Here is a 25,572-nt window from a genome sequence, read left to right as displayed (position 1 = left end):
TTGTGTGTAACACGTAACTCGAAACCAAACAACCAGCAATTAGTAAACCCGAAACAAAAAACCCGCACCCCGTAATCTAAAACTTTAAATCAAAATACTCAAACTCGCAGGTTGAACTTTAACATGAACCGGTGATTTGATCTTATTGAATTCACCATCCAGATGCCAGTTTTTGGTATTGACCTTAAACGATATTTCAGAGACCGGAAGATAGGTTACATATTCATCATCTTTCAGTCTTTTGGTAAACATTCGGAAAGCAAAGAGTGCAGAATACGTCAATGGAAACTTTTTTACCAAAACCATGTCAACCAATCCATCACTTTTACTGGCTTTCGGAGCAATATAAGCATTGTTACCAAACTGGCGGGTATTGGCGATGTTCATCATCAGATACCTTCCGTTGTACTGTTGATATTTTTCATCGAAAAATTTCACCTTAATGGGTTTGTAATTGAAAAAGGTTTTCAGGGAAACTTTGATATAATTTTTAAAGCCACGGCTTGTTTTTTCAAATTCTTTAACCACTTTACCGTCAAATCCCGTTCCCGAAACATTGATGGAAAGCCTGTCATTTACCGTGAAAGTATCGATCTTTCTGGAGTTTTTGGCTTTTATTTTTTCTAAAAGTTCATCCAGGTTTTTACTGAATTGTGTTTCATTGGAAAATCCATTTCCCGAACCTGCCGGAAAAATGGCCAGAATTTTATCGGTATAAATCAGATTTTTGGCTACTGTAGAAATAGTACCATCCCCTCCGATGGCCACAAAAATATCTACTTCTTCAAAATGGGACTGAATAAATTCATCTGTTCCTGGAATAGATTCCGACACATAATACAATGGGTTATTAACCTTTGTTTTAAGTTCATTTAAAAACGGCTGATAGTTTTTTTTGGCCGAAAAAGGATTGATAATAAAAGCTACTTTGTCCATTACCACAAAATTAAAAAATGCTTCCAGAACTGGAAGCATTAATTTACTTAATTTTCATTCTTTCTTTAAATTCTGCATTTAATGTGCCTTTCAGGTCTTCCCATGAAACAGGAATGGTAATATCTCCGGCAGCAAACGCAGCTATTTCATAGGGACTGTAGTGAAAATACAGGTTTTTATCATCAAAATAAAAGTTATCAGATGCCGGAATTTTATCCACTAAAAGCATTTCTGAGTTCTTCACTTCTCCGTCACCATCCATCGTACCACTATTCATTTTATCAATATTTTTCATCAGAATGGCTTCAATTTTATTTTTAGGCATTGAAGTAATGTCTTTCAATTCTAATTTTTTGCTGTTTTTCAGATCAAAAACTCTTTCGGAAAATCCGTAATTATCATGTGCCCCACCTTCATATCCGCTTCCTACATATTGGATATGCATATAACCGTTGGTGTTGGAAATAAGGTTCATGTGTGAGCTTGAATACCAGTTTTGAGCATACGTAACATCTGAAACCCAGTCTTTATTATCATTTTTTACAGAATTGAAATAATTGTTTTTTTCATTATCCAGATAAGCCTGAAGACCGGCTTTGGAAAAGTCTTTAATCTTTTCATTCTGGAAATAGATGCTGTCTAACAGTTTTTTATCTTTTAAAGTAGGGAAAACCAAAAGCTTTGAAGTAAAGCTCACTTTTAACGAATCAGTTATTTTTGTAGAGTCATTGACCTTCACAGAGTCTACTACAAATTCTTCAGCGGCTTTTTTCTCAGTTTTTTCTGCTGATCCTGCCGTTTCATTTTTTTTACAGGCAGTCACTGCTAAGAAAGAAGATAATGCTATAACAGCAATCGTATTTTTCATAATTCTCATTTTTTTGGTATCAAATACAAAAACCATTCAAAAGATGAATGGTTTTTGAAAAAAATTTTTTTTTTATTTAAATCATGTTAAATATTACTTTTTTACAAGACTTATGACCTGATTTTCAAATTTCGAAGCCACGCCCCAGATTTGTTTGAATGCAGGGTAATATTCTTTCGGATAATCTGAGCTGTTAATTTTTGTAGTGGTCGTTACCTCCAGCTTATTTCCTTTTTGTACGATAGAATAGGTGTATTCTATTTCTTTATCTTCTGTAACAATCTTTTTTTCTTTAGGCATTTCCTCAATCATATAACCTTCCGGAATTTCAAGAGTTACTTTTTTTACTTTTGTGATCGGTGATCCAAAATCGATAGGATACTGTCTTACTTCCGTCTGATCAAATTCATTGGAACTTTTGTTTAAGAACAGCATAGGATTAATGATCATTTTCTTTCCTACTCTATCAATCAGGTTGGGAGAAGAGAATTTCATGCTGCTTTCAAAGTCTCCATTTTCCAGCACTTTTGAATCGATATCCGTAAAGTCCATGGAGAAGTTTTCTTTATACTGTTTTTTATATTTCTCGGCATTATCGTCATAGCTGTCCTTTACATACATTGCGTAAGCTCCGGTATCTCTGTCTGAGTAAGTTCCTGAAATACTTCCATCATCATTAATTTTACCATTGACCGTAAGGAAAGTATTACTCGACTTCACATTAGCCATTTGAATCAGAAGAGTTTTGCCTTTGGTGACTAAAATTCCATACTGATTCCAGTTTTTAAGAGGAATTTCATCCAGAGAAGATTGTTTTGAGGTGGCATCATAGATATGCAGCTGGTCATCAATACTGATAGCGGCTAATACAAAATTCATATTGGAAATATTAGGCGAAACCAGGTTGATTAACCCGTTTTCTACTGTAGAAATTACCAACGGATCAGCTTTAAGACCTGCTTCGCGAAGCATCATCACAAGAAAAAGATTGATTTCTGCAGCGTTCCCAACTTTAGTTTCCAACAGTTTCCTGATGCCATCTTCTGTGTAGATTCCTTTATCTTTATTCCAGGTAAAGGTCTTTTGAACGTAGGAAAAAATAGCATTTGCCTTTTCAAGATCCGTTTTCATTTCTGAAATTCCTGCCGGCATATTTTCTTTTGCCAGTTTTGCTTTTTTCAGCTCTCCTCCAAAATCTTCACTTTCATACAATCTCTTCCCAATCTGATCCCATGAGGAAGAATACAGCTTAAGCTCTCCGAAATTTGTAGAATTCAGCTCAGCACTGATTTTTGTTCTGAAGTTTCTGTCATTTCTTACAAATTTTTCAGTTTTAAAACCTTTCAGATTTTCATAAGCAAATCTGTAGGTTCTGTATTGTGAACCATATAGGTATCTTTCCTCCATCTCTCTGTACTTTGGAGTAATTCCCCCTGTATAATTTACGTTATATGACATATTAATGGGAGTATCAAAAACGTATTCTGTATTCAGAGAAGGAGTGTCGGATTCTATCAACACTTCAGGAATCATAAATCTGAACGGAGAAATAATTTCATATTGATATTCCAGGATTGACCCGTTTTTCACACCTGGAAATGCAAATTTTGTGAGAGTAACATATTTATTCTCTTTACTTTTATATTGAGAACTCTTTTCTACTTTTACAGGAACAGAATTTCCATTTTCAAGATTATAGGTAAAAGCTTTGAATTTACCTAGTGATTCCCTGTTTGAACCGATATTATAGATAGGAATTTCGAGATTCAGCCAATCTTCAGCTTTATCTTTATCATAAATCTTAACTCTGTAAAAATATCTTTTATGCAGATTACCGGTATTGTTATCGATCATAAAATAAGCAGATTTATACAAGATCTCTGCAGGAGCATTATCATCCAGTAATGATTTGGTTTTAGACAAATCTGCATCATTAAATTTCGGAGGATTCAGAAATTCATATTTCTTCTGAGCATTTACCAGTATTGTGCCGGCTGAGCAAAGAAGCAATACTATTATTTTTTTCATGGTTATATTTTTGTTATTAAAATTTTTGAATTATCCATATTCAGAATCTTTTTTCTGAAACTGATATAGTCATTGTACTTTTCTTTTGGATACAGCCCTTTATTAATCTGTATTTTTCTGATCACTTTTACCTGATCATCACTTTTAACAAAGCTTAGCTTATAAGATCCGAACTCGGAAGTAATGCTTGCGTTATCCGGAGTTTCGTCAACTTTATATCCTAAAGGAAGAACAAAGGCAATTTCATATTCATCCTCATAAGACATGCCTACTTCAAAAGGAAGCTCACGGTTTTCATCATTTTTAAAGACAGTATCACTAAAAATAGGCACCGATCTGAAGAGAAGGCTGTTTCCTGCTTTTTTAGAGAAATTATTGGTTTTAAAATCAAGGTCATAGGTAATAATGGCATTATCTCTGTCATTATTAAAGTTTTTCATCTCTACCTTTTCAAAGTTTAATACCTTAAATCTCTCTTTTACCGCATCATTTTTTTCCTTGGGATCAAGACTGGCAAACCTCAAATTATAATCATATTGATTTCCCGTATAGGAAAAATTTCCAGTCCCGATAATGCTGTTATCCTCATTAAGGTTAACCCGCAGGATCTGTTTTTCTTTATTCTGTTCAGCTTTATAAACTGGTGTATTGATAAGTTCTATTCCCTTCGGAGTTACAGCAAGCGCATTCCTATCTGTGGTATTATAGCTTAGATGATTAAAGGCTATTTGCTGAGAGGTATTTTCAAGCCAGATATTTCCTTTTTCAGTCGGGATCATCAGAATAGCGTGATTTCCGCCCATAGAAGGAAATTCAGGATCAAAAGAAACCTGTGAGGAACTGGAATTGATCACACAGTATTTAGATGGAATTCCAGCTTCGTTCAATAGAATTCTCATATAATTCGTTAATGCTTTACAATCTCCATATCCTTTTTTGTGGACTTCATCCGGCTGCATGGGAAGCCAGCCTCCAATTCCTAATCCTACAGCGATATATCGGGTTTTGTTCTGCATGTACTGATAAATTTTCTTTACTTTATCTTCCACAGAACCCTGTAATTGTAAAGATGCAACTTCAGCTTTAATAGCTGGAGTAGATACTGAAACTGGTTCTATCAGATCTTTATAATACCAGGTTCCAAAATCCGTCCAGTTATTTAAAATCCCTTGTTTTCCTGCCAGGTTAAATTTTGTCAGAGCAAAATTTACTGAAGGTAAGATTTTAACAGGCTCTGGAATCATAAAAGCATCATCAATGGCAGGTACATTTTTATAGGAATAGGTCTTATCATTTTCACTTCCATTTTCTACAACAGACGCATAGTTATACTTTGAAGGGTATACCTTAGTACGAAGTTCAATTCCTGATGTATTAATGATTTTGAACTGAGCCTCTTCCAAAGACATTTTAATAGAGTAAAACGGTACAAAATCCTGAATAAAGATCGTATTCTTATCTTCACTTTCATAAGAAAAATCAACAGTATAAGGATACTGAACTGATGTGTAAGAAAATACCAGAATTCTGTTATCGGAATAGAAAACTCCCTGCGGATTATTGGCAAAATCTTTAAAATCCGACTTTGAAAAGCTCTTAACCTTTTTTCCGGCTTCATCATAAATCGTAACTTTTATGTTAGAAATACTTTTTGCTTTATCATAAGGTATATACGCTACAGCCCGTTCATCACCATCTTTATTTAAAACTGTAGTCACAGTATTATATTGGTATTTTATTTCATCAACTTTGTTGATCTGAACCGTTGTAAATTTTTTTCGTATAACAACGTTAGCATTTTTCTTTAAATTCTCAGGAATGGCAGAGGCAGGATAGCTCTGTGCGAAATATAATGAGGCAGTAGATAAAGCCCCCAGGACTAATATTTTCATCATAGTTATTAAGATGGTACAAAAATAATAAAATCTTAATAACTGTTAAAAAAAATATAAAAGGCTTCAACATGTGAAGCCTTAACCTATTACTTAAAAAAGTACTTTATTAAACGTACTTATAAGAAAATGAATACATTATCAACTTTTCATCATTCAATTTTGAAAAGTTAAAAACAGAATATTTATACTCATTCTATATTGGGAGAAGGGAGTATCTATTCTGTGGCATGAAGGAATAAACTTCATATTATCTGCATTCCAAATTTAAAATAAATTACAATTCAGGTGATTTTAATAATGTAGAATTAATAATAAGAAGAAGTACAATAAATTCTACAGTTGAAAATTATTTATAAAAAAAGACCTCAAAAATGAAGTCTTTTAAATTTTTTGTTTCTTTTTTAATCATTCGGGACCAGTTTACTATCAAACTGATCACTTCCAAGTCCCAATACAGGAATAAAAATAAATCCGAAAAGGAGAATCAGAATCGTGTAAAGAGGAGTTTCTTTGGCAAAGCCTTTGGCCAGTCTGTCATATACAACCCAGCATGCATAGATATTTACCAATGGAATAAAGAAAAGAATGATCCACCAAATTGGTTTTTTCACAATTTCCAGCAATACGATGGTGTTGTAAATAGGAATAAAGGCGGCCCAGGCATCTTGTCTTCCTGCTTTCTGGAAGATTTTGTACATGCAGTATCCATAGAAAATATAACACAGTAAGCCGAAGAACATCGTTCCGATCCCTAATCCTGCAGCCACTGCTCCAGAAGCCGCATCCGCCCCGTTGTAAGGATCTGTTTGTAAAAGAGTTAACATATTATTGTTTTTTTGGTTTATCCAAATATAAAAAAAGCTTCTAAATAATTAGAAGCTTTTTTATTATATTTTTAAAAAGGTTTATGCATCAATTTTTGCATATTTCGCATTTTTCTCGATAAACTCTCTTCTTGGCGGAACTTCATCTCCCATCAACATTGAGAAAACACTATCAGCCTCTACAGCATTATCAATAGTTACCTGCTTCAGAATTCTGTGTTCAGGATTAAGGGTAGTTTCCCAAAGCTGCTCAGGGTTCATTTCTCCAAGACCTTTGTAACGTTGTACTTCTACTCCTTTACCGTCCGGAGACATTTCTAAAGTAAACTCTTCACGTTCTTTTTCGTTATACGCGTATACTTTTTTATTCCCTTTCTTTAACAGGTATAAAGGAGGTTGAGCAATATAAATATATCCGTTTTCAATAAGCTCCTTCATATATCTGAAGAAGAACGTAAGGATCAATGTAGAAATGTGAGATCCGTCAATATCGGCATCGGTCATGATAACGATCTTGTGGTATCTTAGCTTAGCCATGTTCAATGCTTTGCTGTCTTCTTCAGTACCTACAGAAACCCCAAGAGCCGTATAAATATTTCTGATCTCTTCATTATCATATACTTTATGAAGCATAGACTTTTCTACGTTCAAGATTTTACCTCTTAAAGGAAGGATAGCCTGGAAGTGTCTGTCTCTTCCCTGCTTGGCTGTTCCACCTGCGGAATCTCCCTCTACAAGGAAGATCTCTGATTCTGCAGGATCTTTTGAAGAACAGTCAGATAGTTTTCCCGGAAGACCAGAACCTCCCATCGGAGATTTTCTCTGAACCATTTCACGGGCTTTCTTAGCAGCCTGTCTTGCTTTTGCAGCTAAAACAACTTTCTGAACGATCAGCTTAGCTTCATTAGGATTTTCTTCCAAGAAGTTAGTAAGCATTTCTCCTACAATTTTATCTACAGCCCCTGAAACTTCAGAGTTTCCTAATTTTGTTTTAGTCTGTCCTTCAAACTGAGGTTCCATTACTTTTACCGAAACTACAGCTGTTAACCCCTCACGGAAGTCATCTCCTGTAACTTCTACTTTCTCTTTCTGTGGAATTCCTAAATCATCAGCATATTTCTTAAGGGTTCTCGTTAAAGCACGTCTGAAACCTGCAAGGTGAGTTCCTCCTTCATGCGTATTGATATTGTTTACGTAAGAGTGAAGATTTTCGTTGAAAGATGTATTATAACGCATTGCTACCTCTACAGGAATATCATCTCTTTCGCCTTCCATGAAAATTACGTGTTCCATGATAGACTCACGATTACCATCGATGTAAGCAACGAATTCTTTTAATCCACCTTCTGAATGGAAAATTTCTGACCGGAAAGATCCGTCTTCTAATTTCTCTCTTTCATCCGTTAAAGTAATGGTGATTCCTTTATTAAGATAAGAAAGTTCTCTTAAACGGCTTGCTAATGTATCGTAATTATAAATTAATTCTGTAAAGATTGTATCATCCGGTTGGAAAAACTGTTTGGTACCTCTTCTTTCACTGTGACCAATTTCCTCTACACCTGTCTGAGCTTTTCCTCTTGAATAGATCTGCTGGTAAACGTTTCCATCTCTGTAAACAGTAGTGATCATCTCATTGGAAAGTGCATTCACACACGAAACCCCAACCCCGTGAAGACCTCCGGAAACCTTATAAGAGTCTTTGTCAAACTTACCTCCGGCTCCAATTTTCGTCATTACAACTTCAAGGGCAGATTTCTGCTCTTTTTCGTGGAAATCAACCGGGATACCTCTACCGTTATCACTTACCTCAATTCCGTTTCCTTCCTTGATGCTAACGAAGATCGTGTCGCAGTATCCTGCCAATGCCTCGTCAATAGAGTTATCTACTACTTCATAAACCAAGTGGTGAAGCCCTCGGACTCCTACATCACCAATGTACATTGAAGGACGCATACGTACGTGCTCCATTCCTTCCAATGCCTGAATACTACTAGCTGTATATTGTTTTTGACTCATATTAAATATTAAAAATCCTGCTCTATGCAAAGACTTACAAATATCGTGATTTTTTTCGAGGTATGAAAGTTAAAAAGTGTCAAAAAAATGTAGAGTTTTCTTATCGAAAACATAAGAAAAAGTAAGCCAATAAAAGATTCAAAATTAAAAGGTATTGGTGAAATACCAACTGTTGTAAATCATATTCAACATCAATAATTTATGCGTAAATTTATTTACTGAAAAGTTGAAATTATGGATGATTTTATAGCAGCACGCGCTCAGATGGCACTCTCTCTGGGCTTTCATATCATATTCTCCTGTGTGGGTATGGTGATGCCTTTTCTGATGGCTTTTGCCCATTGGAAATACCTAAAGACCAATAATGAAGTATACAAAGGACTGACAAAAGCATGGAGCAAAGGGGTGGCTATTCTTTTTGCTACGGGTGCGGTTTCAGGAACGATGCTTTCTTTTGAGTTAGGACTTCTATGGCCTGGTTTCATGAAGCATGCAGGTCCTATTTTCGGAATGCCGTTTTCTCTAGAAGGAACAGCCTTTTTCATTGAGGCTATTGCTATCGGCTTCTTTTTATATGGATGGGAAAGATTCAATAAATGGTTTCACTGGTTCTGTGGATTCCTTGTAGGAGTAAGCGGGCTGGCTTCCGGAATTCTGGTGGTAGCAGCCAACTCATGGATGAACTCTCCCACTGGTTTCGATTATATCAATGGACAGTATCTTAATATAGATCCTATCAAAGCAATGTTCAATGATGCGTGGTTTCCACAGGCTCTTCACATGACGGTTGCAGCATTTTGTGCAACAGGATTTGCGGTAGCCGGAGTGCATGCTTTTATGATCATGCGAAAAAGAAATGTTGAATTTCACACCAAGGCTTTTAGAATTGCCGTAGGATTTGCTTTGATCGGAGCATTTGGTGCACCTCTAAGCGGTGATGTTGCTGCAAAATCGGTAGCAGAAAGACAACCTATTAAGCTGGCTGCGATGGAAGCCCATTTTGAAACGGAAAAAGGCGCTTCATTTGTGATTGGAGGAATTCCTGATGAGGAAAAAGAAGAAGTGAAATATGCGGTGAAAATTCCGAAAGTTTTAAGTTTTCTGGTGAGCAATAACTTCAATTCTGAAGTAAAAGGTCTTAAGGATTTCCCCAGAGATGAATGGCCTCCGATTGCTGTAGTTCATTATGCTTTTCAAATCATGATTTTCTTCGGAGTGGTTATGATTGTTATTGGAGCTATTTATTTATATGCTTTCTTCTTCAAAAAAGAATGGCTGAATAAACACTGGCTATTGAAAACATTTTTAATAGCAACCCCTTTCGGATATATTGCGCTGGAAGCAGGATGGACGGTAACCGAAGTCGGAAGACAGCCTTGGATTATTTATGGGATTATGAGAACGGTTGATGCAGTAACTCCTATGCCGGGAATACAGTATTCATTCTATTTCTTTACAGCTATTTTCGTATCATTATCATTAATCCTTGTTTTCCTTTTAAAGAGACAGATTCAAATGGTTCCGAAGCTTTACGATCCTACCGATGCTCAGTTTAACGATAAAAACAAAAAATCATGATTTACATTGTAATAGGTTTTCTCTGGCTATCCATCTGTCTTTATATTATTTTAGGCGGAGCTGACTTTGGAGCAGGTATTGTAGAAATGTTCACCAATAAAAAAGCCCGCCATAAAACCCATGAGATTATGTATGAATCTATTGCTCCTGTTTGGGAAGCCAATCACATGTGGCTCATCATCGCCATTGTAATTCTCTTTGTAGGGTTTCCCGAGATTTATACCACCATGTCTACCTATCTTCATATTCCTTTGGTATTGATGCTTTTAGGAATTATTGCAAGAGGAACAGCTTTTACGTTCAGGCATTATGATGCTGTAAAGGATAACTGGCAGGTTTTATATACTCAGATCTTTTACTATGCCAGCCTTTTAACTCCTTTCTTTTTGGGATTAATTGCTGCTGCGACGGTTTCACATTCTATCAATCCTGATGCTGTAGGTTTTCTGGATTTGTATGTGTTCAGCTGGCTGAACTGGTTTGGAGTTTCCGTAGGTTTATTTACGGTAGCGCTTTGTGCTTATCTTGCTTCTATCTTTTCATTAAGAGAAACCCGTGATAAGGCAGACCTTTTATTAATGATCAGAAAATCCAAACAGACGATGATCTTTGTTGTGGTTACAGGAATATTGGTATTCGCAACTGCTTATATTTCAGACATTCCCCTTTTGATGTGGGTATTTTCTAAACCTTTGGGCATTATGGCAATTGCCTTTGCTACGATTGCTTTATTGCTTATTTTAAGAGCGATGAACCGTCAAAAACTACTTCCCGTACGTGCTTTGGCAGGATTCCAGATGGTGATGATTTTAGTAGCGGCAACGTATCAGCATAATCCGGATATTATTTTATTGGGAAACGGACAGCATCTTTCATTGCTTGAGCATATGGCTCCTGAAAAGACTATTGCGGCATTAGGTTGGGCTTTAATGCTGGGTTCATTGTTTATCCTTCCGTTTTTATTTTATCTGATGGCTTCTTTCAGTAAGTTGAGAAAATAGGTAAAATATGCAGACTTATAAAGACAAAACAGAACTTATTGAAGAGCTAAAGAAAAGATACCTGCTCTATGATGAGGAATTTAATGATGTAAAAGAAGAGGACAAAGATCTTCTGCAACCAGGAGTTGACAAAACCCCGTCCCAAAATATTTCCTATCAATTAGGTTGGACTCACCTGCTTTTACAGTGGGAATCTGATGAAAGCAAAGGAATTGAAGTGAAAACTCCTACTTCTGAATATAAATGGAATAACCTGGGAGGATTATATCAGTCTTTTTATAATCAATATGGTTCTCATACTTTACAAGAACAAAGAGAACTGCTTCGAAATCACGTAGATGAAATTATTAACTGGATAGAAAACCTTAGTGATGACACACTATTCACTCCCGGACAAAGAAAATGGGCAACAACTCCCGCCCAATGGCCGGTCTGGAAATGGATTCATATCAATACCGTGGCTCCGTTTAAAAACTTCAGGGCACAGCTTCGGAAATGGAAAAAAGAAAAAGGTACAGCATAGTTCTGTACCTTTTTCTTTTGATTATAGTTAGAATTTTAATTACCAAGGCGTACAATCTAAAATAGCAACATCATTTTGATTACGAATCTCATACTCTCCTGTTTCTTCATTATATTTTAGAACCAACTGTTTATTAACTTTTAAATCCAGATCACATTTTGGTATGCTTAATGATGAAAGCCCCCAAGCTCTCACATACATATTTACAGGATAAATATAACATTCATTTCTAAAATCAGAACCTTCTTCAAAATTGAGAACCTTAAACTCAATCGCCTCAACCTCTTTTATCTTTTTCCCTTTTTTTGTTTTAAAATCTTCACTTAACAAATATTCAGTGATCCATTTTTGAATTGCCACTTCTATTTTTATTTTTTCTTTTTCAAACATAGATGATATTTTTATAATATATTTCAAAAACTTCACCAATATTAGAATAAAGACATTTTGTCACAGTAAGCAAAAAGACCACCAAAAGGTGGTCTTTTTATCATTTATTTCTAATATTATACTAATTTCATCAAAAGATTTTCGTCAATTTTCTCTACTTTCACAATATTGTTTTTTGTCAAAGTTTTAGAAGCTTTATCCCATTTTTTACCGGATAACTGGCTTCTTTCTTTTACTTCTGCCAAAGCCATTGGCTCTTCCTGAGAGTTAAGGATTTCAAGGATTACTTTTTCTTCCTCTCCTAATTCAATTTGTGGAACTGCTTTTTCAGGTCTCATCTGAGGGAAGAATAATACTTCCTGGATTGAGGCATTATTCGTTAAGAACATAATTAATCTGTCCATACCGATTCCTAATCCTGAAGTTGGCGGCATACCATATTCCAGCGCTCTTAAGAAGTCCTGATCGATGAACATGGCTTCATCATCTCCTCTTTCAGATAACGCCATCTGTGCTTCAAAACGTTCTCTCTGATCAATAGGATCATTAAGCTCCGAATAAGCGTTAGCGATTTCTTTACCACATACCATTAATTCAAAACGCTCTGTTAAGCCTTCTTTGCTTCTGTGTTTCTTTGTCAATGGAGACATTTCGATCGGATAATCCGTAATGAAAGTCGGCTGAATGAAGTTTCCTTCACATTTCTCACCGAAGATCTCATCGATTAATTTTCCTTTCCCCATTGTCTCATTCACTTCAATACCGATAGACTTGGCAAAATCGTATAATTCCTTCTCAGTTTTTCCAGTAATATCGAATCCTGTAAATTTAAGGATCGCTTCTGTCATGGAAACTCTTGGATAAGGAGCTTTGAAGTCTACATTGTGTTCTCCGAAAGTAGCTGTTGTAGTTCCGTTTACCTGAATAGCACAGAATTCCAGTAATTTCTCAGTGAAATCCATCATCCAGTTGTAATCTTTGTACGCTACATAGATTTCCATAGCGGTAAACTCAGGGTTGTGCGTTCTGTCCATTCCTTCATTTCTGAAGTTTTTAGAGAACTCATATACCCCATCAAAACCACCTACGATCAATCTTTTCAGATACAATTCGTTGGCAATTCTTAAATATAATGGAATATCTAACGCATTGTGATGTGTGATAAACGGTTTTGCTGCTGCTCCACCAGGAATTGACTGTAGAATTGGTGTTTCCACTTCAAAATATCCTGCATCATTAAAGAATGTTCTCATGGCATTGAACAATTTTGTTCTTTTCACGAAAATTTCTTTTACCTGTGGGTTTACCGTTAAATCTACATAACGCTGTCTGTATCTTAATTCAGGATCTGTAAAACCATCGTGTACTACTCCGTTTTCATCAGTTTTAGCCTGAGGCAGCGGACGTAAAGCCTTTGTAAGAAGCGTAAAGTTTTTCACTAAAACCGTCTTCTCTCCTACCTGAGTGGTAAACAATTCTCCTTCGATACCGATAATATCACCGATATCCAAAAGGTGCTTGTAAACTTCATTATATAGTTCTTTATCTTCACCCGGACAAATCTCGTCTCTGTTGAAATAAACCTGAATTTTTCCTTTAGAATCCTGCAATTCTGCAAAAGAAGCCTTTCCTTGAATTCTGCGGGACATCAATCTACCAGCGATCTTCACCTGTTTACTTTCAGAAAAGTCCTGTTTTATAGATTCTGTAGTATCTGTAATGGTATACTCATCCGCAGGGAACGCATTAATCCCCATTTCAGTAAGCTTATTCAGCTTTTCTCTTCTAATGATTTCTTGTTCTGATAATTGCATTTCTTATTTTTCTAAAAGCGTACAAATTTAGGCATTTTTGGTCTGACCATCAATGGCTTTTTTCAGAAATTTTAAAAAGTAGTTGAGATGCGGGGTATTCGGATGCGTGTTGCGGGATTCGAGGTATAAGGATGCGAGATTTGAATATTGCACTATGACTTTAAACCTTAAACATTGAACTTTAAATAAACCAGGTTTTTCTGTTTTTTTGAGGAATAAAAGTCCAGGCAAGTATTCTGCTTACTTTTTGTCCCTGAGCCATATCAATAGTTTTCACCTCTACGGCTTTGACATTTTTTAAAAGGTTAGTCAGTTTATTGAGATTATCTTTTTTAGAAACCAGACATGTGAACCAAAGAACCTGTGATGAAAATAATGCACTTTCATTAATCATTTTTGTAATAAATGCCAGTTCGCCTCCTTCACACCACAACTCAGACTGTTGACCACTAAAGTTAAGAAGAGGTTTACTTTTCTTTGATTTACTAAGATTTTTTGTTTTCCTGATATTCCCTTTTATAGCAGATTCTTCAGAATCATGAAAAGGAGGATTGCACATGGTGAAAGTAAACCTGTCTTCCGCACCGATGATATTGGTAAAAATATGATCAGCATCAGGCTGACTTTTTAGCTGAATTACAGAGGAAAGATCTTCATTGTGATCCAGAATATGCTGAGCATTTTTTAAAGAATCCTGATTGATATCTGTTCCCAGCATCGTCCAGCCATAAGATCTGTGACTGATTAAAGGGTACACAAGGTTGGCTCCTGTTCCAATGTCCAGGCCTTTTACAGAATTTCCTGTCGGGATTTTATTAAGTTGTTCGCCTAAAAGATCTGCTATATAATGGACGTAATCTGCCCTTCCGGGAATGGGTGGACAAAGATTGGTATCGGGAATATCCCAGCCTTTGATGTTGTAGAAATGTAAGAGTAAGGCTTTATTGAGCAGCTTAACTGCTTGTGGAATGCTGAAATTAATGGTTACCGTCTGATAAGCATTCACGAAAACATAGTGTTTCAGTTCCGGCACACAAGAAATAAGCTGATCAAAATCATAGGGATTACGATGCAGATTTCTTGTGTGCAGACTGGATTTTTCAGCGGACATATTTTATTTCTTCTGACTTAAAATATATTCCACCATTTTTTTGGCATCTTCTTTAGATACCTGTGGATGGGCAGCCATAGGCACACTTCCCCATACTCCACTTCCGCCTTCTATAATTTTGGAAGCCAGCAGTTCTGTATCTTTTTCAGAGTACTTTCCTGCAATTTCCTTATAAGAAGGTCCTATCATTCTCTCATTAACAGAATGGCATCCTGAACAGTCCAATGTTTCCATGATCTGGTCACCGGAAAGATTAGATTGAGCAGGCTCTGAAACAGCAGTCGTTTCAGAAGAAGACGCTACTTCTGCTGTATTTTCTTTTTTAGAACAGGAAATGATCATAAGACCTAAAGTTCCTGCTAAAAGTATTTTTTTCATTATTTCTTCGCTGTAGAATCTGTTTTAGCAGCTTCAGGAGCAGGAGCAGCCGGAGTTGCAGCAGCTGGTGCAGCAGTTTTAGCAGTAGAATCTACAACAGTAGTTGCTTCTGGTTCTTCAAGCATGGTGTTGCTATCCTGTAAAGAATGATCTACTTTTTTTGAGCAGCTTGCTAATAATAAACCTCCGATAAATGCGATTGCTAATACTTTTTTCATTTTTTTCTAATTTGGAAGCAAAAATATAAAAAATAAAGTTTTAAACTTATGACAAATGTTTTCTTTGAGAAATATTTTTGCGGTCAGAGTTTTAATTTGACAATAAAAAATAATTCAACCAATAGAGAAATTTAAAATAGGTTATTATTTTTGTATATCGGATGATCCAAACCAAAACCGAAATATAAATATGAAGCTTATGACTAAAAAAAATTGGTTGGCTGCAGCTTTCTTTGTTGTATCCTCTTCCCTCTTTCTTTCGTGTGACAATTCATCTAACGAACCACAATCGGAATATTCTGATAAAATTGAATCGGTGACCCTTTTAAAAACAACTAAATCATGGGATGGAACGGTATATCCGGCCTATCCTGCCACACAGCCGGAAATCACGGTTCTTAAAATTGCTGTACCTCCCAATTCAGCACTGAATTGGCATAAACATCCTGTGATCAATGCAGCGTATGTAGAAAAAGGTGAAATTCAGGTGGAAAGAAAAGAAGATGGCAAAACACAGTGGATACGCAAAGGCCAGGTGCTGCCGGAAATGGTGAATGTGGGTCATCGAGGCAAAACGGGAGACAAAGGAGTCACTTTAATTGTTTTCTACAGCGGAACTCCTGATATTCCTTTGTCTGAACCGGTACAATAAATGTTTTAAACGCTAGGTTCGCAAAGTATTTATCATACCACTCTATTTCTGTTCGCAAGGGCACTTCGTTCAGCTAATGACAGTGTATTTTGCTGAGTGAAACGCCGTTGCTGACATTTTAACAATCATTTAATAACATCTTTGCAACCTCTACGTTTAGATTATTCTTATACAGAACCGGTACAATAAATGTTTTAACGCTAGATTCGCAAGGTAATTATCATAATACTATATTTTGTTCGCAAGGGCACTTCGTTCAGCTAATGACAGCGTATTTTGCTAAGTGAAACGCCGTTGCGATCGTTTTATAGTTATTTTAATAAAATCTTTGCGATCTCAGCGTTTAGATTATTCTTATACAGAACTGGTACAATAAATGTTTTAAACGCTAGGTTCGCAAAGTATTTATCATACCACTCTATTTTTGTTCGCAAGGGCACTTCGTTCAGCTAATGACAGTGTATTTTGCTGAGTGAAACGCCGTTGCGATCGTTTTATAGTTATTTTAATAAAATCTTTGCGATCTCAGCGTTTAAATAAAAGATTATTATAGTTATCTTTAATCCATGGTTTTAATTTCAAAAATTCTGTTTTTCACCAGCCATCATGGTTTTTATACTGTGGTTCTGTTGTTTGCATTCTTTGGATTGCTCTCCTATCTGACCAAAAAAGCATGGCTATTGATTCCAATCATTCCACTGGCTATAGTAAATGGTTTTGGCGGACAGTTTCTAAACGCATGGTTTTTAAATAAATATGGTGTTGAAAGCACTGCGATTATCACCTCTGATGTAGAAACCAATTCTACCCTCAATGATATGTACATCCACGACTATGAGGCTATTGTGAAAAAGCAGGACGGAAAATATATTTCAACCTTTTTCTCCACTACTACTGCAGCGATTTACCCTATTGAAAATGCAATCCGCATTCCGCAAAAGGAAGTTTCTTTTCCTGTAAAATATATTCCGGGATATGAAAAAAACATAGTCATTCTCTACTATCAGTCTGATGAAGGGCTGGCTAATCTTAAATATTCAAAACTGGCTCCTGTAAACTCTGCTAGAATCAAATATGAAGCAGACAAGACGAATAAGGAATTTATAGAAGAATACATTTCTGCACTGGAAAATTATGTTGAATATGATGATGATAAAACATACAGAGAAAAAATCAAAGAATTAAAACAGGAGCTCAAGCAGCTTAAATAAAGGATTTCTATATTAAATTTTAGTATTTTCTGATATTTTTTAGTTTTTTTATTAAAAAAATTTCTACATTTGTCCCATGTTAAAAATGAACAACAATATTTGGTGGTGGCTTTCAAACTCTTCGTCGGGTCTGGAGGTATTGTCATGTTGTTAACTACAGCAGAAATAATCAAAAAACAATATATAGGCTTTGACGGATACCGTTAAAGCCTTTTTTTATTCCTTAATCTCACAAAAAACAATAAGATGTTGACCAACACAATTACAATAAAAACTGTTTCGAAAAAAACACTGGGAGACCTTCATACTCCCATGAATATTTACCTTAAGATCAGGGATAAATTCCGTGATACCATTCTTCTGGAAAGTTCAGATTCAAAAAGTATTGATAATAATTTTTCCTTCATTGCAGTGAATGCTATTGCCGGAATTGAAGTGAAAAACCTCAACGAATATGAAATCAAACTTCCTGCTTCTGCTCCTGTAAAGCAATTTATTATGGAGCGAAATATCACAGATATATTTGAGGAGTTCAGAAAAATTTTTAACTGCAAAGAGACCAATGATCCAATTGAACAGACCGCTCAGAGTCTTTTTGGATATACAAGTTTTGAAGCGGTACAGTTCTTTGAAAACATCCATCTTAAACCACAGAGCAAGGAAGTAGAAATCCCTGTGATGAGATACAGATTATACCAATATGTCATTGCGATCAATCATTTCAATGATGAAATGCATATTATTGAAAACTTTATCGATGGAGTAAAATCTGAGCTTCATCTGCTGGAAAACCTTATTAAAAATCAGAATACTCCGGTTTACCCATTCGAGAAAACAAGCGAAGAAACATCTAATATTACCGATGAAGATTATCTTGAACTTGTAAAAACAGCTCAGAAACACTGTATGCGCGGAGATGTATTCCAGCTGGTTCTCAGCAGAAGATTCGAGCAGAAATTCAAAGGTGATGAGTTCAACGTGTATCGTGCTTTGAGAAATATCAACCCTTCCCCTTACCTGTTCTATTTTGATTACGGAAATTATAAATTATTCGGTTCAAGTCCTGAAAGTCAGTTAATCATTAAAAATAATAAAGCGATCATTCACCCGATTGCAGGAACTTCGAAAAGAACCGGAAACTTTGAAGCGGATCTTGAAGCTATTGAAGTTTTAAAAGCTGATCCCAAAGAAAATGCAGAACACACCATGCTGGTAGATCTCGCCAGAAATGACCTTGGAAAGCTTGGGAAAAATGTAACGGTTACTAAACTAAAAGAAATCCAACTTTTCTCTCACGTTATTCATATGGTAAGTGAAGTGACGGCAGATGTTGAAGATGATATCAATCCTCTGGAAATGGTTTCCGCCACTTTCCCTCAGGGAACATTAAGCGGTGCGCCCAAACATAAAGCACTTCAGCTGATCAACCAATACGAAAAAGATTCCCGTGGATATTATGGCGGCTGTATTGGAATTATCGGATTGAACGGAACCTGCAACCAGGCCATTATGATCAGAACATTCTTAAGCAAAAACAATACATTATTTTATCAGGCTGGTGCCGGCCTTGTGGCAAAATCTGTCCCTGAAAGCGAACTACAGGAAGTCAACAACAAACTGAACGCTCTTAAAAAAGCCGTAGAAAAAGCTGAAAAAATAGTTGAAAAATAAATCCGTCAACTAGCAAACACAGCAACAAAAACAACCAGCAACTATCTAACAAAAAAAGCAATGAACAACAATATAAATATTCAACAACCACAGCTTAAAGTTCTCGTTTTCGACAACTACGACAGCTTTACCTATAACCTTGTTCAGATTATCGAAAGAATTCTGAATCAAAGAGTGGATGTGGTAAGAAATGATAAAATTACTCTTGAAGAAATTGGAAAATATGACAAAATCATCCTTTCTCCCGGACCTGGAATTCCTGAAGAAGCCGGTATTTTATTAGACCTCATTAAAGAATACGCCCCTACGAAAAGTATCCTTGGAGTATGCCTGGGCCAGCAGGCTATCGCTGAAGCTTTTGGGGGAAGTTTGATTAACCTTTCTGAAATCTTCCATGGAGTAGCCACCACTACTGAAATTGTAAAAGAAAATACCAAAGTTTTCAAAGATTTACAATCAGGATTGGAAGTAGGAAGATACCACAGTTGGGCAGTCAACCCGGAAGGATTTCCGGAAGAACTGGAAATTACAGCTGTAGATAAAGACGGAATGATCATGGCTTTGCAGCATAAAACTTATGATGTACACGGAGTACAGTTTCACCCTGAAAGCATTTTAACGCCGGAAGGAGAAGTAATCATCAAAAACTTTCTGTTGTCATGAAAACCTTAGAAATCCCTTCAACAACCATAAAAACACCACAAATGAAAGAAATACTGCAATACCTGTTCAACCATAATACGCTTTCAAAATCAGAAGCGAAAGCTACCATGATTGAGATTGCACAGAATAAGTTCAATGCCTCAGAAGTTACTGCTTTTATAAGTGTTTTCCTGATGCGGAATATCACATTGAAAGAACTGGAAGGCTTTAGGGAAGCTTTACTGCAAATGGCTGTTCCTGTAAACATCGACGCCAGTGATGCCATTGATATTGTTGGAACCGGAGGTGATGGAAAGGACACCATTAATATATCTACTCTGGCCAGCTTTGTAGTAGCCGGAGCCGGACAGAAAGTAACGAAACATGGAAATTACGGAGCTTCCACTACTACAGGCTCATCGAATGTACTGGAAGAACTGGGATATCAGTTTAAAAACAGCTCGGAACAATTGAATGAAGATCTTGAAAGAGCCAATATTTGCTTTTTACATGCTCCTTATTTTCATCCTGCACTGCAATCAGTTGGATTATTGAGAAAATCTTTGGGATTGAGGACATTTTTCAATCTTTTGGGGCCATTGGTAAATCCGGCAAAACCCAAATATTCAATGATTGGAGTTTATAATCTTGAAATTGCAAGAATTTATCAGTATCTCCTTCAGAAAGAGGAACGTGATTTTACTCTGGTACACGGTCTTGACGGATATGATGAAATAAGTCTTACTGACGATAGTAAAATCATTACAAAAAACGGTGAAGAAATCTATTCTGCAGAAGATTTAGGTTTCAATCCGGTAACACTGGAAGATATTAAAGCCGGAAGTTCCATTCAGGAAACGGCAAAAATATTTATGAATATTCTGGAAGGAAACGGTACAGAGCAGCAGAACTCTGTAATCCTTGCCAACGCTTCAGTAGCCTTACACAACACTCATAAATTCGGGACGTATGATGACTGTCTTTTAATGGCTCAGGAAAGCCTTCAAAGCGGAAAAGCATTGAATAGTTTTAATCTTTTAATTAATTAGTCTTACAATTTTTTTAACCTTTAAGAATTTTAAGTAATGAAGAATCATTAAGATAAATCATTCTGATTTTAAGCTAAAGCAAAGTTCATCTTAATAATCTTAACACCTTAATACAATCTTAATGGTTCAAAAGAAAAAAGTTTAAACAGGTTCGAATAAAATAATCATTGATTAAATTTTAAACACAAAAAAATGACTATACTGGATAAAATTATTGAACGAAAAAAAGAGGAAGTTGCTGCAGCAAAATCACGCATTTCCCCTGACCGATTAAAAGACACCGCTTTTTTTGGAAGGCCAACCTATTCACTGAAAGAATCCATCAAAAATAGGAGCGGAATTATTGCTGAGTTTAAAAGACAATCTCCTTCAAAAGGTATCATCAACAATAGTCTACAGCCTTTGGAGGTAGTTTCTGCTTACGAAAATTTTGGAGCCAGCGGAATTTCTATCCTGACTGATTATGATTTTTTCGGAGGAAATTTAAATGATGTTCTGGATGTAAGAAATGAGATTACCATTCCGATTTTGCGAAAAGATTTTATGATTGATGAATACCAGTTTTATGAAGCTAAAAGTATTGGGGCTGATGTTGTTTTACTGATCGCTTCATGTCTTTCACCAGCTCAGGTAAAGGAATTCACAGAATTAGCTCACCAACTGAAACTGGAGGTTTTACTGGAAATTCATACGGAAGATGAACTGAAGCACTTTAATTCAAAAATCGACTTAGTGGGGATTAACAACAGGAATCTTAAAGATTTTAAAGTAGATCTTCAGCATTCGGTTCAGTTGAAGAATCAACTTCCAAAAGAAGTTTTATCTGTTGCAGAAAGTGGTATTTACAGCCTTGAAGATTTTCAGTTTTTAAAAGAAAAAGGATTTGACGGTTTCCTGATGGGTGAATATTTCATGAAAAATACAGATCCTGCCAAAGCTTTTGAAGAATTCACTTCTAAAATTTAAAATAATCAATGATGAACCTGCAACCTACAACCTCAAACCTGCCACCTCGCCTGAAAGTCTGCGGTCTTACAAAACCGGATCAGATTCAGGAATTGATTGCTATGAAAACAGATTTCCTTGGTTTTATCTTCTACGAAAAGTCACCGAGATATGTTTTGAATCATCTGAGTCTGGAAGAGATCTCAACCATTGATCATCAGGGAAAAGTGGGCGTTTTTGTCAATGAAGAAGCAGATACCATTGTAAAGATCGTTCAACATGCAGATTTGAATTTTGTACAGCTTCATGGTGATGAAAGTAATGATTTCATTGCTGAACTAAGACAAAAACTAAATCCTGAGGTTGGAATCATTAAAGTCATCAGAATAGGAAGTAATACGGCAGAAAATCAAAACAAAATAACACAAATTCTTGATCTGCAACCTGCAACCTGCAACCTGCAACCTATCAACTACTACCTATTCGATACGGACAGCAAAGCCTTTGGTGGAACTGGAAAACAATTCGACTGGAATATTCTGAATGAGTTTCAAATTCCATTGCCCTACTTTTTAAGCGGCGGTATTTCTGAGGAAAATCTAGGGAATATGGATACATTGAAACAACAGCCTTTTGCTTTGGATATCAATTCGAAATTTGAAACAGAGCCCGGAAATAAAAATATTAACAGCATAAAAAAGTTTAAAACTTTATATCAGCAAAATAAATAACACATAAAAACACACAAGGATGAATATACATTTGCTCAAAAAGACATTTTATAAAACATTATTTCCGCCTAAATTCGGGAATGAAAAAATTCAGAACCTGTACCACTTTGTTGCTCAGAACGACAGTAATACAGAACATTGGGAAGTGGGTGGATTATTGTCTGATTTCATTAGTATTATAAAAGATTTTGAAGAAAGTGATATTCAGTATTTTTTTGAAAGAATCAGCTTATGGAACAGCTATTATCTGGTGATTATTTCGGATAAATTTTTGGAAAACCATGTCAGATCGCTTGTAAAGTATGACTTAGGACTTATTTATGCTAAAATATTTCTACTTTACGAAGACTCTGATCCTTATTATCTGATTGACAATCTGGAAATTGCGATTACCATGTATCAGTCGAAAATAGATAAAGCAACCTTAATTGATGTAATGCACAAAATAGAATTGCTGTATTATAAAAAACAGATTACCAAACAGCAAAATGATTACCATCTCACATTTATTAATAGCTTAAACCCATGAAATATAAGATAAAAGAAACGAAAGATTTAACGGAAGACGAGATCAAACATATTCTTGAACTTTGGGACATTTCTGCATGGAATACAATGAAACCTACCTATTTCCGTACTTTTTTCAAAGATTCAGAGTTTCATTTTCTGGTAGATGCCCATGAAAATATCCTGGCTGTTATAAGGGTGAATTTTGATTTTACCTTAAAAATAGCAGACACAGCATATAATTTTGCAGAAGCTGTAGGGCTTGTAGCAGCTCATAAAAAGAAAGGTTACGGTGCTGCATTGGTAAAGAATTTCAAGGAAAACGTCATTCATAGAAATTTGGAAACGATTGGTTTCTGCCATGCTGATCTTCGTTCCTTTTATGAAAAATGTGATATAGAAATTCTCCACGACAAAGCCAAAATGATCAAAGAAAGTATCGGCTCGGAGTGGGTGAATTCTGAAGATGATGATATTTTGATTTTTCATACCTCACAGGAAAGAAAAGAGCTGCTCAACCAGCTTAGTGTACAAAACAACGCTTATTTAATGACTAAAGAATAAAAAAATGAATTATAAAAACCCCGATGAGAACGGATATTATGGAGAGTTTGGAGGTGCTTTCATCCCCGAAATGCTTTATCCTAATGTAGAAGAACTGCAAAAAAATTATCTTGAAATCATAGAATCTGAAGATTTTCAGGCTGAATATCAGGATTTGCTGAAAAATTATGTCGGAAGGGCTACTCCACTCTATTTTGCTAAAAACTTAAGTCAAAAATACCAGACACAGATTTATTTGAAAAGGGAAGATCTCAACCATACCGGAGCTCACAAGATCAATAATGCTCTGGGACAGGTTTTATTGGCAAAACGTCTTGGAAAAACAAGGATTATTGCTGAAACCGGTGCAGGACAACATGGTGTTGCTACCGCTACAGCGTGTGCTTTACTTGGTCTTGAGTGCATCGTTTATATGGGAGAAATTGATATCCAGAGACAAGCCCCGAATGTAGCAAGAATGAAAATGCTTGGTGCAGAAGTGGTAGCAGCTACTTCAGGTTCAAAAACCCTTAAAGATGCAGTAAATGAAGCATTAAGAGACTGGATCAATAATCCTGTAACGACTCATTACGTGATTGGAAGTGTGGTAGGACCTCATCCTTTTCCTGATTTGGTGGCAAGATTTCAGAGTATTATTTCAAAAGAAATCAAAGAACAGCTGAAAGAGAAAATCGGAAGGGAAAATCCGGATTATGTGATTGCCTGTGTAGGTGGAGGAAGTAATGCTGCAGGAACTTTCTATCATTTTGTAGAAGAAAAAGAAGTAAAAATCATTGCTGCTGAAGCCGGAGGATTGGGTGTAGATTCAGGAAAATCTGCTGCGACTACATTTTTAGGAACTTTGGGGGTACTTCACGGAAGCAAAAGCCTTGTGATGCAGACGGAAGACGGACAGGTGATAGAGCCTCACTCTATTTCTGCAGGATTGGATTACCCTGGAATAGGACCTTTTCATGCGCATTTGTTCAAAGAAAAAAGAGCAGAATTCTTTAGTATTAATGATGATGAAGCTTTACAATGTGCATTTGACCTTACCAGACTGGAAGGAATTATTCCCGCATTGGAAAGTTCTCATGCGCTGGCAGTTTTAAATAAGAAAAAATTTAACGAAAATGATGTCGTAGTCATTTGTCTGAGCGGCCGTGGAGATAAGGATATGGAAACCTATCTTAAAGAAATTAGAAGTTAGATACTAGAAATTAGTAAGTATTACCTAATAAAAAGTATTCATCTCCTAACTTCTAACCTCGAATTTCTAACCTCTATAATAAAAAAATAAAAAAATGAAAAAACTAAATATATACTTCACAGCAGGAATTCCACAGTTGGAAGATACCGCTGATATTATACAACTGATTCAGGATTCCGGAGCCGATATGATCGAAATCGGAATGCCCTATTCTGATCCTGTAGCAGATGGACCAGTGATCCAGAAAGCGCACGAACTGGCTTTACAAAACGGAATGACCATTGAAAAACTATTGTCTCAGCTGAAAGCAATCAAAGACGAAATCAGAATTCCCATTATTTTGATGGGCTACATTAATCCTGTTTTGAGCTTCGGATTTGAGAAATTCTGTGCAGTATGTGCGGAAAGTGGTGTGTCAGGATTGATCCTTCCCGACCTTCCGCCTATTGAATTTGAGAAAAACTATCAGCATATTTTAAAACAATATCATCTTAATTTCACTTTTCTGGTAACTCCGGAAACTTCGGATGAAAGGATGATCTATCTGGATTCTTTAAGCTCAGGGTTCCTGTATGCCGTAAGCTCTTCTTCCACCACCGGAAATGAAAATGCGGTTTTAAAAAATGAGGACTACCTTTCCAGGGTAGCTTCCCTCCCGCTTAAAAATCCGGTAATGATTGGATTCGGTATTAAATCGAAAGAAGATTTTGAAAATGTAACAGAAAAAGCAGATGGCGGTATCATTGGGACAGCCTTTGTGAATATTTTACTTCAGGATAGAGACTGGAAGAAAAGTGCTATAGATTTTATCCATTCCATAAAAGGGTAAAA

25 protein-coding genes are annotated in these 25,572 nt (G+C 36.0%); 14 read left to right on the top strand and 11 right to left on the bottom strand.

Translation table 11 applies throughout. The features are described 5' to 3' along the window. Positions 1-84 precede the first annotated feature (84 nt). The 6 genes from RAH34_RS16425 to gyrB all read right to left on the bottom strand — a co-directional run bounded on the left by RAH34_RS16425 (position 85) and on the right by gyrB (position 8,567). Entirely contained in the window at positions 85-936 is an 852-nt protein-coding gene (locus RAH34_RS16425) for a diacylglycerol kinase family protein (protein ID WP_306596908.1), read from the bottom strand. 43 nt (positions 937-979) lie between these two features. Then, positions 980-1,804, bottom strand: coding sequence for an RsiV family protein (locus RAH34_RS16420; RefSeq protein ID WP_306596836.1), 825 nt, complete (start codon positions 1,802-1,804; stop codon positions 980-982). Positions 1,805-1,897: 93 nt separating this feature from the next. Further along, positions 1,898-3,832 (bottom strand): transglutaminase-like domain-containing protein, encoded by a 1,935-nt coding sequence (locus tag RAH34_RS16415; RefSeq protein WP_306596835.1) that lies wholly within the window; start codon positions 3,830-3,832, stop codon positions 1,898-1,900. A 2-nt stretch (positions 3,833-3,834) separates the two neighbouring features. After that, positions 3,835-5,727: a DUF3857 domain-containing protein gene (locus tag RAH34_RS16410; RefSeq protein ID WP_306596834.1), complete on the bottom strand. Its 1,893-nt coding sequence runs from the start codon at positions 5,725-5,727 to the stop codon at positions 3,835-3,837. A gap of 401 nt (positions 5,728-6,128) precedes the next feature. Beyond that, positions 6,129-6,551: a DUF5684 domain-containing protein gene (locus tag RAH34_RS16405; protein ID WP_034695994.1), complete on the bottom strand. Its 423-nt coding sequence runs from the start codon at positions 6,549-6,551 to the stop codon at positions 6,129-6,131. An 81-nt stretch (positions 6,552-6,632) separates the two neighbouring features. Further along, positions 6,633-8,567: a DNA topoisomerase (ATP-hydrolyzing) subunit B gene (gyrB, locus tag RAH34_RS16400; protein WP_114820576.1), complete on the bottom strand. Its 1,935-nt coding sequence runs from the start codon at positions 8,565-8,567 to the stop codon at positions 6,633-6,635. Between the two features lie 234 nt (positions 8,568-8,801). Here gyrB and RAH34_RS16395 point away from each other — a divergent pair, with 234 nt between their 5' ends. The 3 genes from RAH34_RS16395 to RAH34_RS16385 are packed head-to-tail and all read left to right on the top strand — an operon-like array spanning position 8,802 to position 11,669. After that, entirely contained in the window at positions 8,802-10,145 is a 1,344-nt protein-coding gene (locus RAH34_RS16395; protein ID WP_306596833.1) for a cytochrome ubiquinol oxidase subunit I, read from the top strand. Continuing rightward, on the top strand, positions 10,142-11,146 hold the full coding sequence (locus RAH34_RS16390; RefSeq protein WP_306596832.1) for a cytochrome d ubiquinol oxidase subunit II: 1,005 nt from the start codon (positions 10,142-10,144) through the stop codon (positions 11,144-11,146). The genes RAH34_RS16395 and RAH34_RS16390 overlap by 4 nt, the downstream gene beginning before the upstream one ends. Before the next feature lie 7 nt (positions 11,147-11,153). After that, a complete protein-coding gene (locus RAH34_RS16385; RefSeq protein ID WP_306596831.1) occupies positions 11,154-11,669 on the top strand; it encodes a ClbS/DfsB family four-helix bundle protein in 516 nt (171 codons plus the stop codon). 39 nt (positions 11,670-11,708) lie between these two features. On the opposite strand, the gene RAH34_RS16380 is transcribed toward RAH34_RS16385, so the two are convergent. From RAH34_RS16380 to RAH34_RS16360, 5 genes are all read right to left on the bottom strand, one after another. Next, complete coding sequence (locus RAH34_RS16380; RefSeq protein ID WP_306596830.1) at positions 11,709-12,059, bottom strand: hypothetical protein; 351 nt, start codon at positions 12,057-12,059, stop codon at positions 11,709-11,711. A gap of 116 nt (positions 12,060-12,175) precedes the next feature. After that, positions 12,176-13,873, bottom strand: a complete 1,698-nt coding sequence (gene lysS / locus RAH34_RS16375; protein ID WP_306596829.1) for a lysine--tRNA ligase — start codon at positions 13,871-13,873, stop codon at positions 12,176-12,178. 181 nt (positions 13,874-14,054) lie between these two features. Then, positions 14,055-14,984: a 23S rRNA (adenine(1618)-N(6))-methyltransferase RlmF gene (gene rlmF / locus RAH34_RS16370; RefSeq protein WP_306596828.1), complete on the bottom strand. Its 930-nt coding sequence runs from the start codon at positions 14,982-14,984 to the stop codon at positions 14,055-14,057. Positions 14,985-14,987: 3 nt separating this feature from the next. Further along, entirely contained in the window at positions 14,988-15,362 is a 375-nt protein-coding gene (locus tag RAH34_RS16365; RefSeq protein ID WP_114820582.1) for a c-type cytochrome, read from the bottom strand. Next, positions 15,362-15,580, bottom strand: coding sequence for a hypothetical protein (locus RAH34_RS16360; RefSeq protein ID WP_076354041.1), 219 nt, complete (start codon positions 15,578-15,580; stop codon positions 15,362-15,364). Before RAH34_RS16360 ends, RAH34_RS16365 begins: the two co-directional genes overlap by 1 nt. 199 nt (positions 15,581-15,779) lie before the next feature. Here RAH34_RS16360 and RAH34_RS16355 point away from each other — a divergent pair, with 199 nt between their 5' ends. From RAH34_RS16355 to trpA, 11 genes are all read left to right on the top strand, one after another. Continuing rightward, positions 15,780-16,232 carry a cupin domain-containing protein gene (locus tag RAH34_RS16355; RefSeq protein WP_114820668.1) on the top strand — a complete coding sequence of 151 codons (453 nt, stop codon included), beginning with the start codon at positions 15,780-15,782 and terminating at the stop codon, positions 16,230-16,232. Positions 16,233-16,798: 566 nt separating this feature from the next. Continuing rightward, on the top strand, positions 16,799-17,443 hold the full coding sequence (locus RAH34_RS16350; protein WP_306596827.1) for a hypothetical protein: 645 nt from the start codon (positions 16,799-16,801) through the stop codon (positions 17,441-17,443). Between the two features lie 246 nt (positions 17,444-17,689). Continuing rightward, a complete protein-coding gene (locus tag RAH34_RS16345; protein WP_306596826.1) occupies positions 17,690-19,114 on the top strand; it encodes an anthranilate synthase component I family protein in 1,425 nt (474 codons plus the stop codon). A 60-nt stretch (positions 19,115-19,174) separates the two neighbouring features. Continuing rightward, positions 19,175-19,777 carry an aminodeoxychorismate/anthranilate synthase component II gene (locus RAH34_RS16340; protein ID WP_306596825.1) on the top strand — a complete coding sequence of 201 codons (603 nt, stop codon included), beginning with the start codon at positions 19,175-19,177 and terminating at the stop codon, positions 19,775-19,777. Between the two features lie 41 nt (positions 19,778-19,818). Next, on the top strand, positions 19,819-20,805 hold the full coding sequence (trpD, locus tag RAH34_RS16335) for an anthranilate phosphoribosyltransferase (RefSeq protein ID WP_306596907.1): 987 nt from the start codon (positions 19,819-19,821) through the stop codon (positions 20,803-20,805). A gap of 192 nt (positions 20,806-20,997) precedes the next feature. Next, positions 20,998-21,771, top strand: a complete 774-nt coding sequence (gene trpC, locus RAH34_RS16330) for an indole-3-glycerol phosphate synthase TrpC (RefSeq protein WP_306596824.1) — start codon at positions 20,998-21,000, stop codon at positions 21,769-21,771. 8 nt (positions 21,772-21,779) lie between these two features. Then, positions 21,780-22,481, top strand: a complete 702-nt coding sequence (locus RAH34_RS16325; RefSeq protein ID WP_306596823.1) for a phosphoribosylanthranilate isomerase — start codon at positions 21,780-21,782, stop codon at positions 22,479-22,481. A 19-nt stretch (positions 22,482-22,500) separates the two neighbouring features. Next, a complete protein-coding gene (locus RAH34_RS16320) occupies positions 22,501-23,010 on the top strand; it encodes a hypothetical protein (protein WP_306596822.1) in 510 nt (169 codons plus the stop codon). Continuing rightward, entirely contained in the window at positions 23,007-23,552 is a 546-nt protein-coding gene (locus RAH34_RS16315; RefSeq protein ID WP_306596821.1) for a GNAT family N-acetyltransferase, read from the top strand. Before RAH34_RS16320 ends, RAH34_RS16315 begins: the two co-directional genes overlap by 4 nt. Positions 23,553-23,556: 4 nt before the next feature. Continuing rightward, entirely contained in the window at positions 23,557-24,741 is a 1,185-nt protein-coding gene (trpB, locus tag RAH34_RS16310) for a tryptophan synthase subunit beta (protein WP_306596820.1), read from the top strand. A gap of 94 nt (positions 24,742-24,835) precedes the next feature. Beyond that, entirely contained in the window at positions 24,836-25,570 is a 735-nt protein-coding gene (gene trpA / locus RAH34_RS16305; protein ID WP_306596819.1) for a tryptophan synthase subunit alpha, read from the top strand. Positions 25,571-25,572 lie beyond the last annotated feature (2 nt).

This window comes from Chryseobacterium sp. WLY505 (assembly GCF_030846215.1).
In the GTDB taxonomy this organism is placed as follows: domain Bacteria; phylum Bacteroidota; class Bacteroidia; order Flavobacteriales; family Weeksellaceae; genus Chryseobacterium.
This window is presented reverse-complemented; position numbering and strand designations above follow the sequence as displayed.

Excerpts from the sequence above, each read along its gene's own strand:
- RAH34_RS16425 (WP_306596908.1), bottom strand. The coding sequence starts at position 936 with ATGGACAAAGTAGCTTTTATTATCAATCCTTTTTCGGCCAAAAAAAAC.
- RAH34_RS16420 (WP_306596836.1), bottom strand. The coding sequence starts at position 1,804 with ATGAAAAATACGATTGCTGTTATAGCATTATCTTCTTTCTTAGCAGTG.
- RAH34_RS16415 (WP_306596835.1), bottom strand. The coding sequence starts at position 3,832 with ATGAAAAAAATAATAGTATTGCTTCTTTGCTCAGCCGGCACAATACTG.
- RAH34_RS16410 (WP_306596834.1), bottom strand. The coding sequence starts at position 5,727 with ATGATGAAAATATTAGTCCTGGGGGCTTTATCTACTGCCTCATTATAT.
- RAH34_RS16405 (WP_034695994.1), bottom strand. The coding sequence starts at position 6,551 with ATGTTAACTCTTTTACAAACAGATCCTTACAACGGGGCGGATGCGGCT.
- gyrB (WP_114820576.1), bottom strand. The coding sequence starts at position 8,567 with ATGAGTCAAAAACAATATACAGCTAGTAGTATTCAGGCATTGGAAGGA.
- RAH34_RS16395 (WP_306596833.1), top strand. The coding sequence starts at position 8,802 with ATGGATGATTTTATAGCAGCACGCGCTCAGATGGCACTCTCTCTGGGC.
- RAH34_RS16390 (WP_306596832.1), top strand. The coding sequence starts at position 10,142 with ATGATTTACATTGTAATAGGTTTTCTCTGGCTATCCATCTGTCTTTAT.
- RAH34_RS16385 (WP_306596831.1), top strand. The coding sequence starts at position 11,154 with ATGCAGACTTATAAAGACAAAACAGAACTTATTGAAGAGCTAAAGAAA.
- RAH34_RS16380 (WP_306596830.1), bottom strand. The coding sequence starts at position 12,059 with ATGTTTGAAAAAGAAAAAATAAAAATAGAAGTGGCAATTCAAAAATGG.
- lysS (WP_306596829.1), bottom strand. The coding sequence starts at position 13,873 with ATGCAATTATCAGAACAAGAAATCATTAGAAGAGAAAAGCTGAATAAG.
- rlmF (WP_306596828.1), bottom strand. The coding sequence starts at position 14,984 with ATGTCCGCTGAAAAATCCAGTCTGCACACAAGAAATCTGCATCGTAAT.
- RAH34_RS16365 (WP_114820582.1), bottom strand. The coding sequence starts at position 15,362 with ATGAAAAAAATACTTTTAGCAGGAACTTTAGGTCTTATGATCATTTCC.
- RAH34_RS16360 (WP_076354041.1), bottom strand. The coding sequence starts at position 15,580 with ATGAAAAAAGTATTAGCAATCGCATTTATCGGAGGTTTATTATTAGCA.
- RAH34_RS16355 (WP_114820668.1), top strand. The coding sequence starts at position 15,780 with ATGACTAAAAAAAATTGGTTGGCTGCAGCTTTCTTTGTTGTATCCTCT.
- RAH34_RS16350 (WP_306596827.1), top strand. The coding sequence starts at position 16,799 with ATGGTTTTAATTTCAAAAATTCTGTTTTTCACCAGCCATCATGGTTTT.
- RAH34_RS16345 (WP_306596826.1), top strand. The coding sequence starts at position 17,690 with ATGTTGACCAACACAATTACAATAAAAACTGTTTCGAAAAAAACACTG.
- RAH34_RS16340 (WP_306596825.1), top strand. The coding sequence starts at position 19,175 with ATGAACAACAATATAAATATTCAACAACCACAGCTTAAAGTTCTCGTT.
- trpD (WP_306596907.1), top strand. The coding sequence starts at position 19,819 with ATGAAAGAAATACTGCAATACCTGTTCAACCATAATACGCTTTCAAAA.
- trpC (WP_306596824.1), top strand. The coding sequence starts at position 20,998 with ATGACTATACTGGATAAAATTATTGAACGAAAAAAAGAGGAAGTTGCT.
- RAH34_RS16325 (WP_306596823.1), top strand. The coding sequence starts at position 21,780 with ATGATGAACCTGCAACCTACAACCTCAAACCTGCCACCTCGCCTGAAA.
- RAH34_RS16320 (WP_306596822.1), top strand. The coding sequence starts at position 22,501 with ATGAATATACATTTGCTCAAAAAGACATTTTATAAAACATTATTTCCG.
- RAH34_RS16315 (WP_306596821.1), top strand. The coding sequence starts at position 23,007 with ATGAAATATAAGATAAAAGAAACGAAAGATTTAACGGAAGACGAGATC.
- trpB (WP_306596820.1), top strand. The coding sequence starts at position 23,557 with ATGAATTATAAAAACCCCGATGAGAACGGATATTATGGAGAGTTTGGA.
- trpA (WP_306596819.1), top strand. The coding sequence starts at position 24,836 with ATGAAAAAACTAAATATATACTTCACAGCAGGAATTCCACAGTTGGAA.